Source organism: Lonepinella sp. BR2474, from assembly GCF_051851555.1.
Lineage (GTDB): Bacteria > Pseudomonadota > Gammaproteobacteria > Enterobacterales > Pasteurellaceae > Lonepinella.
Genome location: NZ_JBPDVH010000002.1, coordinates 242,458 through 258,236 on the forward strand (window position 1 = coordinate 242,458; position 15,779 = coordinate 258,236).

Sequence of the window (15,779 nt, forward strand, 5' to 3'; positions counted from 1 at the left end):
TGGTTAAATTTTGATAGCATATTGGGTCTTATTTTCGGATTTGTTTAATTTAGGATTTCACCCCATGATATCAAAACGTACCTCATACAAACTGGCAATTCTAACACTTTCTGCCTTATTGGTCGCTTGTTCTTCCCAAAAAACGCAACCTCAACAAGCCGTAAAAACCAATGTAGGCAATACGGACATGCAAAAACTGGGAGCAAAATACAGTGGCAGAACCTATTCCACCGCCGTATTTACCCCCGTATCAAAAATTGATAATAACAGCGCCATTGTGAACTCAAAAAACTTTATTAATCAATTAAATAATGTGCGTAATTATTCTAGCAGTATCACCAATCGTTTCGCCAATAATTATAGCAAAATCCAACAATGGGTAAATGCCGGTGCCAAAGTGAGCGATCTTGCCAAATATGGTATTCACTCCCAAGTGATGTCGGGGATGGATAACTATCAGAATGTGTTGATGACAGGTTACTATTCACCTGTAATTCACGCACGCCGCACGCCACAAGGCAAATATAATCAGCCAATTTACGCCATGCCAGCCAATAAGCGTTTCTCACGATCCCAAATTTATGCGGGCGCCTTGGCGGGGAAAAGCTTAGAATTGGCTTACAGCGATTCCATGTTAGAGAATTTCTTACTGGGCGTGCAAGGCAGTGGTTATGTGGATTTCGGGGATGGTCGCTTAAATTACCTCGCTTATGCGGGCCAAAATGGCTTTAAATATACCTCTGTTGGCCGTTTGCTGGTAGAAGATGGCGAAGTGCCGAAAGAACAAATGTCAATTAAAGCCATTCGTGAATGGGGACAACGCAACCCATCTCGTGTGCGAGGCTTGCTAGAACGCAATCCGTCTTATGTGTTCTTCAAAAATGATCCAACGGGACAAGTAAAAGGCTCTGCAGGCGTGCCTTTAGTTTCCATGGCCTCCGTCGCCTCCGATCGCAACATCGTGCCATCAGGTACCGTCTTATTAGTCGAAGTACCAGAAATTGACCGCAATGGTAATTGGACTGGCGCACACAAATTACATCTCATGGTTGCCCTTGATGTTGGCGGTGCAGTGAATGGTCAGCACTTTGATTTATATTATGGCATTGGCGATCAAGCAGGCCATTTTGCCGGCTTGACCAAACATTACGGCCGAGTTTGGGTATTACGTTAATTCCATGACAGAAAAAATCGATAATTTTGAACAGCGTTTCGGAGGCATTGGGCGGTTGTATACGCCCAATGGCTTAGCGCGACTACGCCAAAGCCATATTTGTGTGATCGGCATTGGTGGCGTGGGGTCTTGGGTGGTCGAGGCATTGGCTCGTTCAGGTATTGGCAAAATTACCATGATTGATATGGATGACATTTGTGTGACCAATATTAATCGCCAACTGCCTGCCTTAACGGGAACTATTGGTAAGTTGAAAACTGAGGTGATGGCAGAACGGATTAACTTAATCAATCCTGAATGTCAGGTTCATATTATTGACGACTTTCTTTCTAGTGAAAATTTAGCCAACTATTTAACCGCTGACTATGATTATGTGATTGACGCCATTGATAGCGTAAAAACCAAATCTGCGTTAATCGCTTATTGTAAACGGAACAAAATCAAGGTGATTACCATTGGTGGCGCAGGTGGACAAACCGATCCCACCCAAATTCAAATTGCCGATTTAAGCAAAACCATTCAAGATCCGCTACTGGCGAAAGTGCGTTCTACCTTACGTAAAGACTACCATTTTAGCCAAAATCCCAAACGAAAATTTGGCGTTGAGGCAGTTTTCTCTACACAGCCATTAATTTTTCCCCAAATGCGTGAGAATTGTGAGATCTCTGCAAGCATGAATTGTGCCAATGGTTTCGGTGCGGCAACCATGATGACAGCCACTTTTGGTTTTTTTGCGGTTTCTCGGGTCATTGATAAATTACTTCATACCACGCAATAATCTTATTTTTTAACAAAAAAAAAGATGGCTTTTTTGTCAAATTTAGCGTAATCTATCCGCACTTTTGGTTATTAAGTAAGGAAATTATTATGTCAAAATTAACAAAAACAGCCATTGCTAGCGCCATTTTAGCCGCTGCATTCAGTGTTCAAGCCGATATTGTCACCTCAGTCAAACCACTCGGTTTTATTGCCTCTTCCATTGCTGACGGCGTATTGGATACCCAAATTATCGTGCCTGCAGGCACCTCTCCTCATGATTACAATTTAAAACCTACCGATATTCAAAAAATCAAATCGGCAGATTTAGTGTTATGGATCGGTAAAGACGTCGACAGTTTTTTAACCAAACCTATTGCCCAAGCGGACAGTAAAAAAGTCGTCACCATTGCTGATATCGAGGGCGTCACGGCCTTATTAGAAAAATCCGCCCATCACCATCATCATGATGACGGAGATGATGATGATCATGATCACGACCATGATGATCACGATCATGACCACGCCGATCACGACCATGATCACGACGGTCATCACCATGAAGTGGATGAAAATGGCTTAACCGTAAACTGGCATATTTGGTATTCACCAAAAATCAGCCAATTAGTGGCCAATCAATTAGCGGAAAAATTAACCGCTCAATTCCCAGCGAAAAAAGCCTTAATTGCAGAAAACTTGGCGAATTTCAACCGCACTTTGCAAGAGAAAAATAGCGAAATTACCCAACAATTAAGTGCATTTAAAGACAAAGGATTCTTTGTATTCCATGACGCTTACGGTTACTTCAACAGTGCCTATGGATTAAACCAAACCGGTGCATTTACTATCAATCCGTTAGTGGCTCCGGGCGCCAAAACCATTGCGCATATCAAAGAAGAAATTGAAGAACACAAAGTCAACTGCTTATTTGCGGAACCGCAATTTACCCCGAAAGTGATTAATAGCTTGGCGAAAAGCACGGGAGTTAAAGTCGGTCGTTTAGACCCAATGGGCGACAGCGTGAAATTAGGCAAAAATGCGTATAGCCAATTCTTACAATTTACCGCTGACAGCTATGCAAGCTGCTTAAAATAACAGGAAAACCCCAGGCGACAAGGAATGTCGCCGATAAAAATGCCCCCTTATGGTTACCATCAGGGGGCAAATTATGTCGACAAGATTTATTTCTTCAACTGCGGTAACGCAATTTCTTTTGACACCGCTAACAAGCCTGTATTTGAATAAATACCTAACTTGTCACGAGTATCTAAAATATCAAGATTACGCATGGTTAATTGACCGATACGATCCACCGGATCAAACGGTGCATTTTCCACTTTTTCCATACTTAAACGTTCAGGGTGATAGGTCATATTCGGAGAGGAGGTATTCAAAATCGAATAGTCATTACCACGACGTAATTCTAACACCACTTCACCCGTTACTGCTTTCGCCACCCAACGTTGGGCGGTTTCACGCAACATTAAGGCTTGTGGATCGAACCAACGACCTTGATACAATAAGCGACCTAAACGCAAACCATTAATACGATATTGCTCAATGGTGTCCTCATTGTGAATCGCAGTAACTAAACGTTCATAAGCAATGTGGAATAATGCCATCCCCGGTGCCTCGTAAATACCACGGGATTTGGCTTCAATAATACGGTTTTCAATTTGATCCGACATACCCAAACCATGGCGACCACCGATACGATTGGCCTCTAAGAAAAGCTCGACGATATTACTAAAGGTTTTGCCATTTAATGCCACAGGCACCCCTTCTTCAAAACGTACGGTGACTTCTTCAGCTTTGATTTCCACATCTTCACGCCAGAAAGGGACCCCCATAATTGGATTCACAATACGAATGCCACGGCTTAAAAATTCCAAATCTTTCGCCTCGTGAGTAGCACCCAACATATTGGAATCCGTTGAATAGGCTTTTTCCACCGACATTTTGTAATCAAAACCGTTGGCAATCAAGAATTCAGACATCTCATGACGACCGCCTAATTCGTGGATAAATAGATCGTCTAACCAAGGTTTATAGATTTTTAAATTCGGATTAGTTAATAAGCCATAACGATAAAAACGCTCAATATCGTTACCTTTGAACGTAGAACCGTCGCCCCAAATATTCACGTCATCTTCTTTCATGGCTGAAACTAACATGGTACCAGTCACCGCACGGCCTAATGGCGTGGTGTTAAAATAAGTAATGCCGCCCGTAGACACATGGAACGCCCCCGCTTGAATCGCCGCAATCCCCTCATGAGCAAGTTGGCTGCGACAGTCGATTAAACGTGCATTTTCCGCCCCATATTCCATGGCTTTTTTCGGAATAGCGTTGTAATCCTCTTCATCTGGCTGGCCTAAATTCGCCGTATAGGCGTAAGGCACGGCACCTTTCTGACGCATCCATAATAACGCTGCACTGGTATCTAAACCGCCTGAAAATGCGATACCGACTTTCTGACCTAAGGGAAGATTTTGTAAAATTGTGTTTGACATAACTCGTCCTATATATAGTTAATTAAGGTTTTATTCAATTCATTATGTGCCAAAAAATTGGATTTATCAACCGCACTTTCACCATACTACATCAAATACGGATCTGGATACTGGTACACAAAATCTAATTCCTGACAAATTTTATCCGCCACAATAATCCGTTGTGGATCCTGCTCTGAACATGCAAAGTGCGGTGGATTTTCGGCAAATTTCTTTGCCATCACGGGGTAATACTCCCCTTTTTTAGGGTGTTGCGGTGCGACCAAATGATATAAACGATGGCCACCGTGGGTTTCTAGCAAACTCTGCACCGCCCTTGAACAATCCTCTAAATGCACCAAATTGACTGGGCTGTTGCCTTGTGAATAATACTTGCCCGCCATCGCATGCACAGGATGGCGATCTTTGCCAATCAATCCACCGAAACGCACCACGTCTACATCAATATCCTGCAAAGTAAACAAGACTTGTTCAATCTCATGCAAAGGCGAAAATGGCGCTTGACATTGTTCATCAAACCGCCCACTTTGCATGGGTAAAACCGAAGTAGAACTGATAAAAATAATATGATTTACCCCACATAACAGGGCTTCATTCACCAGATTTTCAATGCCTTGCGTATAACTCTCCGCATCAAAAAAATAGTCGCTAGGCGGAATATTAATCACCAAACTATCCACCGACAACAAGGCTGTTAATTCGTCAGGATCGGCATTGATTTCTGGTTCCAATCGCAGTTGATAAGTTTCCAACCGCCATAAACGCATTTCCTCCACACCCTCGTGAGTACGCTTACTGCCTTTCACTTTCCAGCCTAAATTGCGTAAATCGCAAGCCAGTGGTAAACCAAACCAACCTAGCCCAACAATGGCTACCGTTCGCATAATATTCCTTTATCTCCCCCTTTCATTCCCCTACTGGTGAAGAAAAATGGCCAAAAGTCAGCCAACTATTGTGTCAATAAATCCAAGGCCTCTTGATATTTTGCCACGGTTTTCTCAATCACATCCGCTGGCACTTTCGGCGCAGGCGGTTGCTTATTCCAACCACTTTGCTCCAACCAGTCACGCACAAATTGCTTATCAAAGGACGGCGGATTGCTGCCTTCTTGATAAGTGTCCACCGACCAAAAACGGCTAGAATCTGGCGTTAACACCTCATCCATCAAGGTCAATGTCCCGTTTTCATCTAAACCAAATTCAAATTTAGTGTCGCAAATAATAATCCCTTTCGTCAAGGCATAATTTGCCGCCGCTTTATATAACGCAATCGCCGAATCACGCACTTGCGCCGCTAACTCCGCCCCAATTTGACGCTCACATTCTGCATAACTAATATTAATATCGTGATCGCCCACCTCTTCTTTGCTAGACGGCGTGAAAATCGGTTCGGGCAATTTGCTTGCCTCCACTAACCCTTTCGGCAGTTCCAAGCCACAAATCGTGCCAGTTTGTTTATAATCTTTCAAACCCGAACCTGTTAAATAACCTCGCACAATGCTTTCAATTTTAATCGGCGTTAAACGTTTACACACCACCGCCCGATCTTTCACTAAATCCGCCTCGGCTTTCGGTAACACATCATACACCGTATCGCCAGTAAAATGATTCGGCATAATATGGGCTAATTTGTTAAACCAAAAGTTCGAAATTTGGGTCAAGATCTCACCCTTGCGTGGAATCGGATCACCCAGAATCACATCAAACGCCGACAGCCGATCCGTCGCCACCATTAACATCCGTTTATCATCAATTTCATAAAGATCACGCACTTTGCCCGAATAGATTTTTTTAAGACTTAATTCTGCCATTGGATTACCCTTGTTTGAGAAAATAAAAGGTGAAATAAAAAACTGCGGTAAATTATACCGCAGTTTTCAAGCAAAAAAAGCAAACGTTTGCATTTTGGTGGGAAATTTTTGTGATCTCTTCCTTTTTAATGCTCGTTCAGTTATCACTTTGATTTCAAGTTGAATAAAAATCCTTGTCTGCTATCCAATTCTTAATTGTTTTGATTTGTGTTGGTGTGCTAGCGAAATTAAAGGTTTTTCGTTTATTATTGAATTTTACGCCCAAAATATAAACCACTTCATTGTCATTATCTATGTCATACAAAAAGTAAATATTCCTCACTACAATGTATTTATATTTTGTTGTTCCCCAATAGGGACGTAAATTATAATTTTGTGAAAGCTGATATAGCAAAAATTCATGTTGAATATCATCCAAATACACATCAATAAAATTTGCTATATACACATTGGCAAAATAGACCGAATAAGGTTTAAACATTTTGCTTATTCTTTCTTGATGTCATCTGCACTGCAACACCCTTTTCAAAATCTGCATAAAATTGTGCGGTTGCCAATGCAGCCCAGATTTTTTCTTGATTAGTAAACACTTGATCTTCTTCTGAAATTTCATTCTCAGTAGAGATAAACTTATTCGGATTAAGAGCCAGTTCCATATTTCCCCCTTTTCGTAAAACTGTTTATCAGTCTAATCCGTAACCAAAAGGAAAGCAAATTTTTTAAGGTTATTTTTGTGATCTTGATTCCAAATTTGGAAAATTACTTTTGTCACCATTTTTATTTCCTATTATTCTTAAATCATCTTAAAAATGGTAAATACCATAAGGAAAAATGAATGATAAATTATATTTCTCGCCTCACTGTATCCAAAACAAGACAATAGTCCTAGCCATTATCGGAACCCACACAAAACAACGACATAGTTAAAGCCAAGCAACTTTGGCAACAAATCAAACAGGAACTAAAAAATAACCATTAAAACCCGAGAATTTGATGCAGCACGCTATCTTAAAGATGAAGAAATGATGGCTGTTTATCTTGCCATGGCTTTAGAAGAAGGCTCAGCAGAAGAATTTATCCACGCCCTAAATACCGTCGCTCGAGCTAAAGGGATGTCCGAGATTGCCGAAAAATCAGGCATCGGCTGAGAAACTCTCTCAAGCGAAAAAACACGTTTTGATACTATTTTAAAAATTATTACCGCTCTTGGGTTAAATCTCTCCATTTCTCCGAAAATGGCGTTATCCTAATATAGCGTAAAACGCCCTTAAACAAGGGTGTTATGACCACCAATTCTCCAACATTAACCCATCTACTCGCTCAAATTCTTTGGTGTTATTGGTCACACAAACCAAACCTTGACTGCGAGCGTGTCCTGCAATCATACTGTCATAAGCACCAATTGGCGTGCCTTTACGGGCGAGATCGGATCGAATATTGCCTGTATGACTACTGGCTTTAGCGTCATAATCAAGTACCACAAGATTGCCAACGAAATAATCAATTTCAAAGCGATTTTTGACGGGATTACTGGACTTATCCGCCCCGTAATAAAGCTCCATTAAAGTCACCGAACTGATACAAACTTGATCTTCATATTGGGCTAACTTTTGCACCACGTAAATCGGATTTTGTTTAATAGCGTAAATACAGATATTGGTATCCAACATATATTTCAACATTATTAAAACCCTTCTCTTTCTTGAGCTTCGGGCTGATCACGATTGGAAAAACAATCTTCGGTTAATTGTGATTGTCTATTGGCCCACGCTTGCCAACGTTCCCCCACTGGCACAAGAATACGAGTATTGCCCACACTAATCACTTCCACTTGTTTGATATAATCAGGAAAAGCCACCGCCTGTGGAAGGCGTACGGCTTGATTGCGATTATTTTTAAAAATACTGGCGGTTTGCATTTGATTTCTCCTAAAATGGATTGTATATGTCTTGAGTATATACCAGTAAGGGAGATATGGCAAGATATGCTATTTTTTAAGAAATTTCACCGCAGTTTTGATCCTTAAAATGTACATAGATATAAGATGAATGTTCTTCTAACAACATTTCTACGATTTAGATAATGTAGCAAGTTTTTCTTTTACTATTTTTTTCTGCTCCCCTTTTAAACCATTTTTTAATGCCAAATTAGGATCGCCATTTTCTGCTGATTTTTCCAACCATTCAAATACACGGTTGTCTTTTTCAGAAAAGTATTTAACCCCTAACTCATAATAAATTATTGTCTTATTATAAAGAACTATAAACGACAGCTTGTGTCGCACCGCAATTTTTGTATAAAATTGTCCCTATTCTTTCACCACAGGATAAAACGGCTTGCCCCAATCCACTTCGTTATGGTTATTCATCATAATCTGCAACATTTCTGGCAAAAGTGCGGTTAAAATTCGACAACTATCTCTCACTTGATCACGATTGGTGGAACTACCATAGGTTGAGCCGCCGTGAATAATTTGATTACGCATAACATATAAACGATCAAATAAAAATAATAAAATACCTGCTGTATTTCTATCCTCTAATACCAAACGGAAATTTTGAATACTCTTAGCTCTTGCATTGTTATACTTAATTTCTGAAATTTTGCCATTATGGAAATCCCAAAATGCTTTCAATAAGAATTTGTTATCTAGCAATTTCCCAATAGCTTGTCTTGAATCATACCAAACAATATGCTCTATCTTCCCAGCCTTATCTAAAGAACAAAGGCTCTTTAAAAAACGCTCAAAACTAATTCTATCTCCTCCCAATACACTCAATTCTTTCGCATAAGCCGCATTAAAAGCAATCCATAAAGAAACAAATTTCATATCTTCATTTTCTTCTATTTCTGCTCTTTTTAGCCAACTAATGGAACGGTGAATACGCAAGCGGAAGTTTTCGTTAAAATTATCACGGATGGATTTGTAATGGGTTTCGAGTTCAGTGATTTGCATATAAATTAACCTTGTATAACTATTGGGAAAATAACCAAAAGAGAAATGCACAAAAAATTTCAGCCCAATAAAAATCACTGGACTGAAATTTATTTACATTTTTTAATGTTTTAATCAAACCAACGAGATAATGTTTCTTTGGCTTGTTGAACGTGTTTTTCTTTAATATAAGCAGACACGGTTGCAATCGCCAACGTCAACACCCCTAAGTCATCAGAATATCCAACGACTGGAATCAAATCAGGAATCGCATCAATCGGCGAAATAAAATAACCCAAAGCACCAAAAATGGCTGTTTTTGCCCATATCGGCGTATCAGAATCCGTAGCGGCATAATACATTTTTAATGCAAGCTCCACTAAATCCTTACCTGCTGATTTTGCATAATTGGTTAATTTATCCCAAAAGCTATCTTCGGAATATTCTTTTTCATATTGGCTGTTATCTGACATACGTCATCTCCTATTGTTGTTAATCAAATTAGTTAAGTAATTTCTTAATAAAATTAAGAATTATATGTTGTGGTCCATAACGTGGATCACGCTCAGGACATTCAACATCAATCAATTTTGCTCCACAATCAGGACAAGTATTCCCCGTTCCAACAGGAAATCTCACATCACTGGTAATCAGCGGTGTTTTAAAATCACATTTGGAACATTTTTGATAAAAATAAACTTTTGGGGGCATTGGCATAATCACCGTCCTTATAACATTGTGTACTAGTATTGAATTTACAATCTACCCAAATCATCCAAAGAACGTATTCCATAATCCTTTCACAACCTTAACAATATCTTTTTTGACACTTTTGATTACTGTTTTAACGGGAGTAGGAATAGGAAGAACGTCTAAGGCAGTATCTATAACATTCTCAACAATATTACCAAAAGCATCTTGTGCATCAGATTTTGCTTCTGTCGTTTGATTATCTTTATCTACACTAGCTAACAAGCTACTCTTTGCATTTTGGGGTACCTTATTAACAATTTTTGTAACAAGTTTATCAATATTATAACGATCAAATTTACATTCATCCTCGATAAACTCACAAGCAACAGGAACTACATCATCAGAATCAATATTAAATGCGTCACTAATACGAGCTTGATTTTGACTAATAATGTCTAATTGTTTGTCTGAAGGTTGATAAGTCTCATAATTCCACCCCCTCGTTGGTTCAGCTTTATCCGATTGACTTAATACAAAAATGATTTGCTCTTTCTTATATTTCTGAATCAGCCATTCGTAAAAACGTTCATCATCAACATTAGCACGATCATCAACTTTAATAACCCATAAAATAATATCAAGATCCTTTATCTTATCTTCATAAAGTTGAAGATATTCTTCGTGACGTTCTTTATTTTCTGCAATACCAGGTAAATCCACAAAAGCAATTTCTCGAGAACCAATAGCTAATTTTTCTTCTTGGAAAGATCGAGTACATCCACCGACTCCCCCTGTTTTAAACACTCTTTTTCCTACAAGTGAATTGGCAAGTGTAGATTTTCCCGCTCCTGATTTTCCCATAATTCCTACTCGTGGCGTATAGAAAATAGTTTTTTCTAAATGCGTTTTCATTAGTTCTCTAACATCAATAGGCATTTTTGATAATACACTATTAAGTTGTTCACTAGTTTGTTGACGATTTATAGACATAAATAACTCCTTAATTAAATGATTAATCTATATATTTGTTTTCAACATTGTTTAAATCTTATTTTTTAAATAAGACCTTAACCCTACCATTCGCCAAATCCCTCCCAATCTCATAATCAGGATCATAAGTAAAAGCATTGTGAGCAACGATGCCTGCCAACGACAAAATACCCCATTTGCTTTTTACTAATCCTGTTAAAACTGATGCAATACGATTTTGCGTATAAACTCGGCAAGTTAAGCCCCGATTTTCAATAAGGCTTTCCAGTTCGGCACAAAGGGGTAACATATCGCTGAGTTCCACAAAGCAAACTTCAAAGCTAGCTCGCTGGTCAATTAAGGTTGGGTATTGTGCAAAACCGTCTTTATAATCAATTTGGGTAACTGGTTTGCTCATTTTTTCTCTCCATTCGGTTTATCCATATAATTTTGCAAATTGGCAAAGATTTTTTCTTGTAATCCTTGTGGGCTGATCACGGTTAAATGCGGAATCCAATATTGCACCACAGGAATCACATCCCATTCATTCACGTTTTCACAAGAAATAATCAGCTCTTTGTCTTTGGTTTGGTGAATAATTTTTTGATTCGGTAATAAATTGCGTCTTAAAAAATATGGGGCGGCGAATGTAGAAACCTGAATCGTTACTTCTGCTAATTGATTGCCGTGAGAAAGGCTGTCGTTGGTTTTAATTTGTTCAATCAAGGTTTGATTTGGGGTAAAGGTTTCATCAAGTATTTTAAGCAATGAAATTTGATTGAAACAAAAGGTTTTTTGTTTATCGTTTTCTGTACCGATTACATACCAAATGCCGTTTTTATTGGTCAACGCATAGGGGGCAAGTTGGCGGAAACTGCCTTGTTTTTCACCGCACTTTTGGTAGTTGAAATCAATCAATTTATGCTGTTCAATGGCGGTTTTAATTAAATCAAACTCTTTTTGACGAGTGGAAATATCTTCGTATTCAATGCCTTTCACTTGCACGCTTTCGATGAGTTTTTCTTGGTAAAAATCTTGATCGATTTTTGGAAATAGATCCGCTACGCTAGCAAAGCGGGCAAAACGTTCGATGTCTTGTTGATTTAAAATGCCGTAGGCTTGGCGATTGAGTTTGTAGAGATTATTGCCGTTTTCTTCCCATTGGAGAAAATCAAGGCGTTTCATATCCCGTTGAAGAGTACGTGGATGAACGCCAAATTCTTCAGATAATTTTGTTAAATCAATGCGTTTTCCTTGATTTAATAAAAACAAAATCTGTGCGAGACGGTTGGCAAGTGTTTCGTTTTTCATTTTGTTCCCCCGAAATTAATAACGTGAGAACAGTCTAACAAAGGGGGAACGACAGGTTGTGTCGCGTGGAAAAAAAGATTGAAAAAAGTAGTAAAAAAATGTTTGAAAGAAGAGAAACCGTCTAGGCGTAGAAATAGCCAGACATTCGACATTCGACATTCGACATTCGACATTCGACATTCGACATTCGACATTCGACATTCGACATTCGACATTCGACATTCGACATTCTCCTTGCAGTGTAACGAGGTTAAAATGGATTGCAAGAGAATTATCAAACAATTATGTCAAAAAAGCAATAGTGGAAAATGATTTAGAGGGTGGAATCTTCGCTTGCCACACCCAACGCTTGCGAAAAACTCCGCAATCCAGTGGAATTACCAGCTTTTACCATGCTAGACATGGCTTGGGTTGGGGAGTGAATGAGTTTATTCATTAATTTATAACTTAATTCTTGCAGTACCGCCTCAGCAGATTCCCCTTGATGTAAGGCTGTAACGGCTTTTTCAAGCAAGGCTTGACGAGTTTGTTCGGCGTTATCTCGATAATGGCGGATTAAATTAGAAAATTGATGAACTTTTAACCACTCAAAATAATCACTGCATTCTTGTTCAATAATTTGCTGAGCTTGTTCGGCGGCTTTTTCACGTTGGCCCATATTGTGTTGAATGATATTTTGCAGATCATCTACGCTGTAATGGTAAACACTATCCAGATCGCTTACGCTTTCTTCCACATCCCTTGGCACTGCAATATCCACCACCAACATCGGGGCATTTCGGCGTTGTTTTTGAGCCATTTTGACCATTTGTTTAGTAATCAAAATTTGCTCAGAGGCCGTGGATGAAATCACAATATCCGCTTGATTCAAGCCATCTTGCAGTTGTGCCAAACTCATGATTTGAATTTGTTCACCCTGATCTAAACGGCTCACCAATGCTTCGGCTCGAGATAACGTGCGGTTGGCAATAATGATTTTTTTGACGCCATGACGTAACAGGTGACGACTAACCAATTCAATGGTTTCCCCTGCCCCCACAAGCAATACGGTTAAGGTTTTTAGTTGTTCAAAAATTTGGCGAGCCAAGCTACAAGCGGCATAGGCCACGGAAACCGCACTTTCACCGATATTGGTTTCACTGCGAACACGTTTTGCGACCGCAAAGGTTTTTTGGAATAAACGAGAAAATTCACTGGTTAACGTATTATCAGATTGTGCTTGATAATATTCTTCCGCTAATTGATAGGCTTGTTTCACTTGCCCGAGAATTTGTGGTTCACCTAAAATTAAGGAATCCAGTCCACAAGCCACCGACATCAGGTGTTTCACGGCATTTTTATCTTGATGCAAATATAAACAGGTTTTGAGTTCGGCTAAATCAATTTGATGAATTTGGGCAAACCACGCCACCACCTGATCAAGAAAATCTTGCATCTGTTGGGTTTCGACGGGAGAAAGATGTTTATTATGAAGATAAATTTCAGTTCGATTACAAGTGGATAAAATCACTGCACTTTGTGCCAAACCCAATTGCTGAATTTGTTGCAAGGCAAGCTGACGTTTTTCTTGCGAAAACGCCACTTTTTCCCGCAATCCCACGCTTGCGGTTTTGTGATTAATGCCGAGAACCAAAATTGTCATTGAAAAATACCTAAAAAGCGGTAGAACTATCTGATTTTCATAGCGAAAACCGAATATAATGCGTATTTTAACGGAAAAAAATCATAAAATATACAATAATTGTTTTTAATCAGAATCGTTTGTATTTCTACAAATTTAGGGCGAAGATGATGAACCCTGTTAATAGGGATAGCGATATGTTGAAAAGGGAAATTAACAGAATTGACACCGCACTTTAGGCAAAATGCGGTGTTTTTTCGTTCTTTTTATCGTGGGCAGATTTCACTTTCCACAAAGAAATAGGCAATTTCACGAGCGGCGCTATCGGAACTGTCGGAGCCGTGGACAGAATTGCGTGTTTTACTTTGAGCAAAGTCACGCCGAATAGTGCCCTCGGCTTGTTTAGCGGGATCCGTGGCGCCAATCAGGGTGCGATAATCCTGAATAGCATTTTCCTTTTCTAACACCGACACCACCACGGGACCAGACATCATATAGTCTACAAGGCCAGCAAAAAAATCTTTGCCTTGGTGTTCGGCATAAAATCCCTCGGCTTGTGCTTGGGTTAAATGCAACATTTTGGTGGCCAAAATTTGAAAACCCGCCTCTTCAAAACGCGTTAAAATTTTGCCGACCAAATTACGCTCAACGGCGTCAGGTTTAATAATCGATAATGTACGTTCTATTGTCATTTTACACTCCCTGTTTTGCTTTAGTTAAAAGTAAATTTGCCAAGGTTTGTACACCAATGCCGGTTGCGCCCACTGCCCATAGATCACTCGGTGATTTGCGATAAGTAGCGGAACAATCAAGGTGTAACCAATGTTGTTGATAATTTTTCACGAAGTAAGATAAAAATGCCGTCGCTGTACTGGCTCCCGCACTCACGGCCAAGGAGCCTGAGTTAGCAATATCCGCAAAGGCGGTGGAAATTTGTCCTCGGTGTAATTCAGCAAAAGGTAAACGCCAAAATGGCTCTTGTGCTTGTTGAGCAGATTGTAATAAATCCGCCACTAATTGATCGTCCATTGAAAGCACAGAATGATAGTCATTGCCTACAGCGACTTTCGCTGCACCAGTCAGCGTTGCTGCATCAATAATAAATTGTGGATTTTGTGCATCGGCTTCAATTAAGCCATCCGCCAACACTAAACGCCCCTCTGCGTCGGTATTGGTCACTTCCACTGTCACGCCATTACGATACTGAATAATATCGTTTAATTTAAAAGCGTTGCTGCTGATCATGTTTTCTGCGCAACATAAATACAGTTTCACTCGGGCGTTTAATCCTTGGGCAATGGCCAAGCCCAATGCGCCTGTTAATAAGGCCGCACCGCCCATATCCGCTTTCATGCTTTCCATGCTGTTACTAGGTTTTAAGCTGTAACCGCCCGTGTCAAAGGTAATGCCTTTGCCCACTAAACAGGCCAACACGGGGGCGTTAACATCCCCCGTTGGGTTGAAATCTAATTGCAACATCACAGGCGCATTGGCGGATCCTTTACCGACCGTCCAAATACCATGATAGCCTTGTTCATGTAAATCTTTGCCTTTGATAATTTTATAACTTAACTCGCCCGCTTGCCAATCTTCCGCTTGCTGTTGAATAAATTGTACCGCTCGATTGGCCAATACTTCTGGGGTCAATACATCAGACGGTAAATTAATGATTTCACGCACAAAATCGCCTGTTTCAATCAATTCAAGTAATTTTTCATTTTCCACTTCATCTAACTCAGGAAAATCCACCTCAAAATCTTGTTTCGCCGTATAAAACCCTTGATAAAATGCCCAACAACTATCTGCATTCCAATGTTCACCGATTAATTCCGCTTGCTTAATACCTTGTCCACGCAGTTTACGTGCGGCTTTTTGTACTAAAGTGCGGTCAAAATTTTCAGAAAAATGAACAATGGCTTGATTTTGCTGAAAAGTTAAAAACGCTTTTTTGCCCCAAACTTCATCAGGGGCTTGATGTGAAAGTAAAACTTGCATAA

The 15,779-nt window shown here is 39.7% G+C and carries 18 protein-coding genes and 1 pseudogene; 4 read left to right on the forward strand and 15 right to left on the reverse strand.

The window, feature by feature from the left end; genetic code table 11:
- Positions 1-64: 64 nt before the first annotated feature.
- The 3 genes from mltA (at position 65) to znuA (ending at position 3,025) form a co-directional block, all read left to right on the forward strand.
- On the forward strand, positions 65-1,174 hold the full coding sequence (mltA, locus tag ACTG7Q_RS04010) for a murein transglycosylase A (protein ID WP_439241136.1): 1,110 nt from the start codon (positions 65-67) through the stop codon (positions 1,172-1,174).
- 4 nt (positions 1,175-1,178) lie between these two features.
- Complete coding sequence (tcdA, locus tag ACTG7Q_RS04015; protein ID WP_439241138.1) at positions 1,179-1,952, forward strand: tRNA cyclic N6-threonylcarbamoyladenosine(37) synthase TcdA; 774 nt, start codon at positions 1,179-1,181, stop codon at positions 1,950-1,952.
- 89 nt (positions 1,953-2,041) lie between these two features.
- A complete protein-coding gene (gene znuA / locus ACTG7Q_RS04020) occupies positions 2,042-3,025 on the forward strand; it encodes a zinc ABC transporter substrate-binding protein ZnuA (protein ID WP_439241140.1) in 984 nt (327 codons plus the stop codon).
- Positions 3,026-3,111: 86 nt separating this feature from the next.
- On the opposite strand, the gene argG is transcribed toward znuA, so the two are convergent.
- From argG to ACTG7Q_RS04045, 5 genes are all read right to left on the reverse strand, one after another.
- The gene (argG, locus tag ACTG7Q_RS04025) at positions 3,112-4,443 is read right to left on the reverse strand and encodes an argininosuccinate synthase (RefSeq protein ID WP_439241142.1); all 1,332 of its coding nucleotides are present in this window, start codon (positions 4,441-4,443) and stop codon (positions 3,112-3,114) included.
- Between the two features lie 86 nt (positions 4,444-4,529).
- Complete coding sequence (locus ACTG7Q_RS04030) at positions 4,530-5,327, reverse strand: SDR family NAD(P)-dependent oxidoreductase (protein WP_439241144.1); 798 nt, start codon at positions 5,325-5,327, stop codon at positions 4,530-4,532.
- 65 nt (positions 5,328-5,392) lie between these two features.
- The gene (locus ACTG7Q_RS04035) at positions 5,393-6,253 is read right to left on the reverse strand and encodes a phosphoribosylaminoimidazolesuccinocarboxamide synthase (protein ID WP_439241146.1); all 861 of its coding nucleotides are present in this window, start codon (positions 6,251-6,253) and stop codon (positions 5,393-5,395) included.
- Positions 6,254-6,407: 154 nt separating this feature from the next.
- A complete protein-coding gene (locus tag ACTG7Q_RS04040) occupies positions 6,408-6,734 on the reverse strand; it encodes a hypothetical protein (protein WP_439241148.1) in 327 nt (108 codons plus the stop codon).
- Entirely contained in the window at positions 6,727-6,909 is a 183-nt protein-coding gene (locus tag ACTG7Q_RS04045) for a hypothetical protein (protein ID WP_439241150.1), read from the reverse strand. Before ACTG7Q_RS04045 ends, ACTG7Q_RS04040 begins: the two co-directional genes overlap by 8 nt.
- Positions 6,910-7,221: 312 nt before the next feature.
- Here ACTG7Q_RS04045 and ACTG7Q_RS04050 point away from each other — a divergent pair.
- A pseudogene (locus ACTG7Q_RS04050) lies at positions 7,222-7,503 on the forward strand (addiction module antidote protein).
- Positions 7,504-7,533: 30 nt separating this feature from the next.
- On the opposite strand, the gene vapC reads toward ACTG7Q_RS04050, so the two are convergent.
- The 10 genes from vapC to pepB all read right to left on the reverse strand — a co-directional run bounded on the left by vapC (position 7,534) and on the right by pepB (position 15,777).
- Entirely contained in the window at positions 7,534-7,935 is a 402-nt protein-coding gene (vapC, locus tag ACTG7Q_RS04055) for a type II toxin-antitoxin system tRNA(fMet)-specific endonuclease VapC (RefSeq protein ID WP_439241152.1), read from the reverse strand.
- A gap of 2 nt (positions 7,936-7,937) precedes the next feature.
- Entirely contained in the window at positions 7,938-8,171 is a 234-nt protein-coding gene (vapB, locus tag ACTG7Q_RS04060) for a type II toxin-antitoxin system VapB family antitoxin (protein ID WP_439241154.1), read from the reverse strand.
- 390 nt (positions 8,172-8,561) lie between these two features.
- On the reverse strand, positions 8,562-9,209 hold the full coding sequence (locus tag ACTG7Q_RS04065) for a hypothetical protein (protein ID WP_439241156.1): 648 nt from the start codon (positions 9,207-9,209) through the stop codon (positions 8,562-8,564).
- A gap of 110 nt (positions 9,210-9,319) precedes the next feature.
- Positions 9,320-9,661 (reverse strand): YkvA family protein, encoded by a 342-nt coding sequence (locus ACTG7Q_RS04070; RefSeq protein WP_439241158.1) that lies wholly within the window; start codon positions 9,659-9,661, stop codon positions 9,320-9,322.
- Positions 9,662-9,959: 298 nt separating this feature from the next.
- A complete protein-coding gene (locus ACTG7Q_RS04075; protein WP_439241160.1) occupies positions 9,960-10,871 on the reverse strand; it encodes a GTPase family protein in 912 nt (303 codons plus the stop codon).
- 58 nt (positions 10,872-10,929) lie between these two features.
- Positions 10,930-11,268: a hypothetical protein gene (locus ACTG7Q_RS04080; RefSeq protein WP_439241162.1), complete on the reverse strand. Its 339-nt coding sequence runs from the start codon at positions 11,266-11,268 to the stop codon at positions 10,930-10,932.
- The gene (locus tag ACTG7Q_RS04085) at positions 11,265-12,161 is read right to left on the reverse strand and encodes a helix-turn-helix transcriptional regulator (protein ID WP_439241164.1); all 897 of its coding nucleotides are present in this window, start codon (positions 12,159-12,161) and stop codon (positions 11,265-11,267) included. The genes ACTG7Q_RS04080 and ACTG7Q_RS04085 overlap by 4 nt, the downstream gene beginning before the upstream one ends.
- Before the next feature lie 313 nt (positions 12,162-12,474).
- Positions 12,475-13,803, reverse strand: a complete 1,329-nt coding sequence (gene hemA / locus ACTG7Q_RS04090) for a glutamyl-tRNA reductase (protein ID WP_439241166.1) — start codon at positions 13,801-13,803, stop codon at positions 12,475-12,477.
- Positions 13,804-14,048: 245 nt separating this feature from the next.
- Positions 14,049-14,474 (reverse strand): nucleoside-diphosphate kinase, encoded by a 426-nt coding sequence (gene ndk, locus ACTG7Q_RS04095; protein WP_439241168.1) that lies wholly within the window; start codon positions 14,472-14,474, stop codon positions 14,049-14,051.
- 1 nt (position 14,475) lies between these two features.
- Entirely contained in the window at positions 14,476-15,777 is a 1,302-nt protein-coding gene (gene pepB / locus ACTG7Q_RS04100) for an aminopeptidase PepB (RefSeq protein WP_439241170.1), read from the reverse strand.
- Between the last annotated feature and the right edge of the window lie 2 nt (positions 15,778-15,779).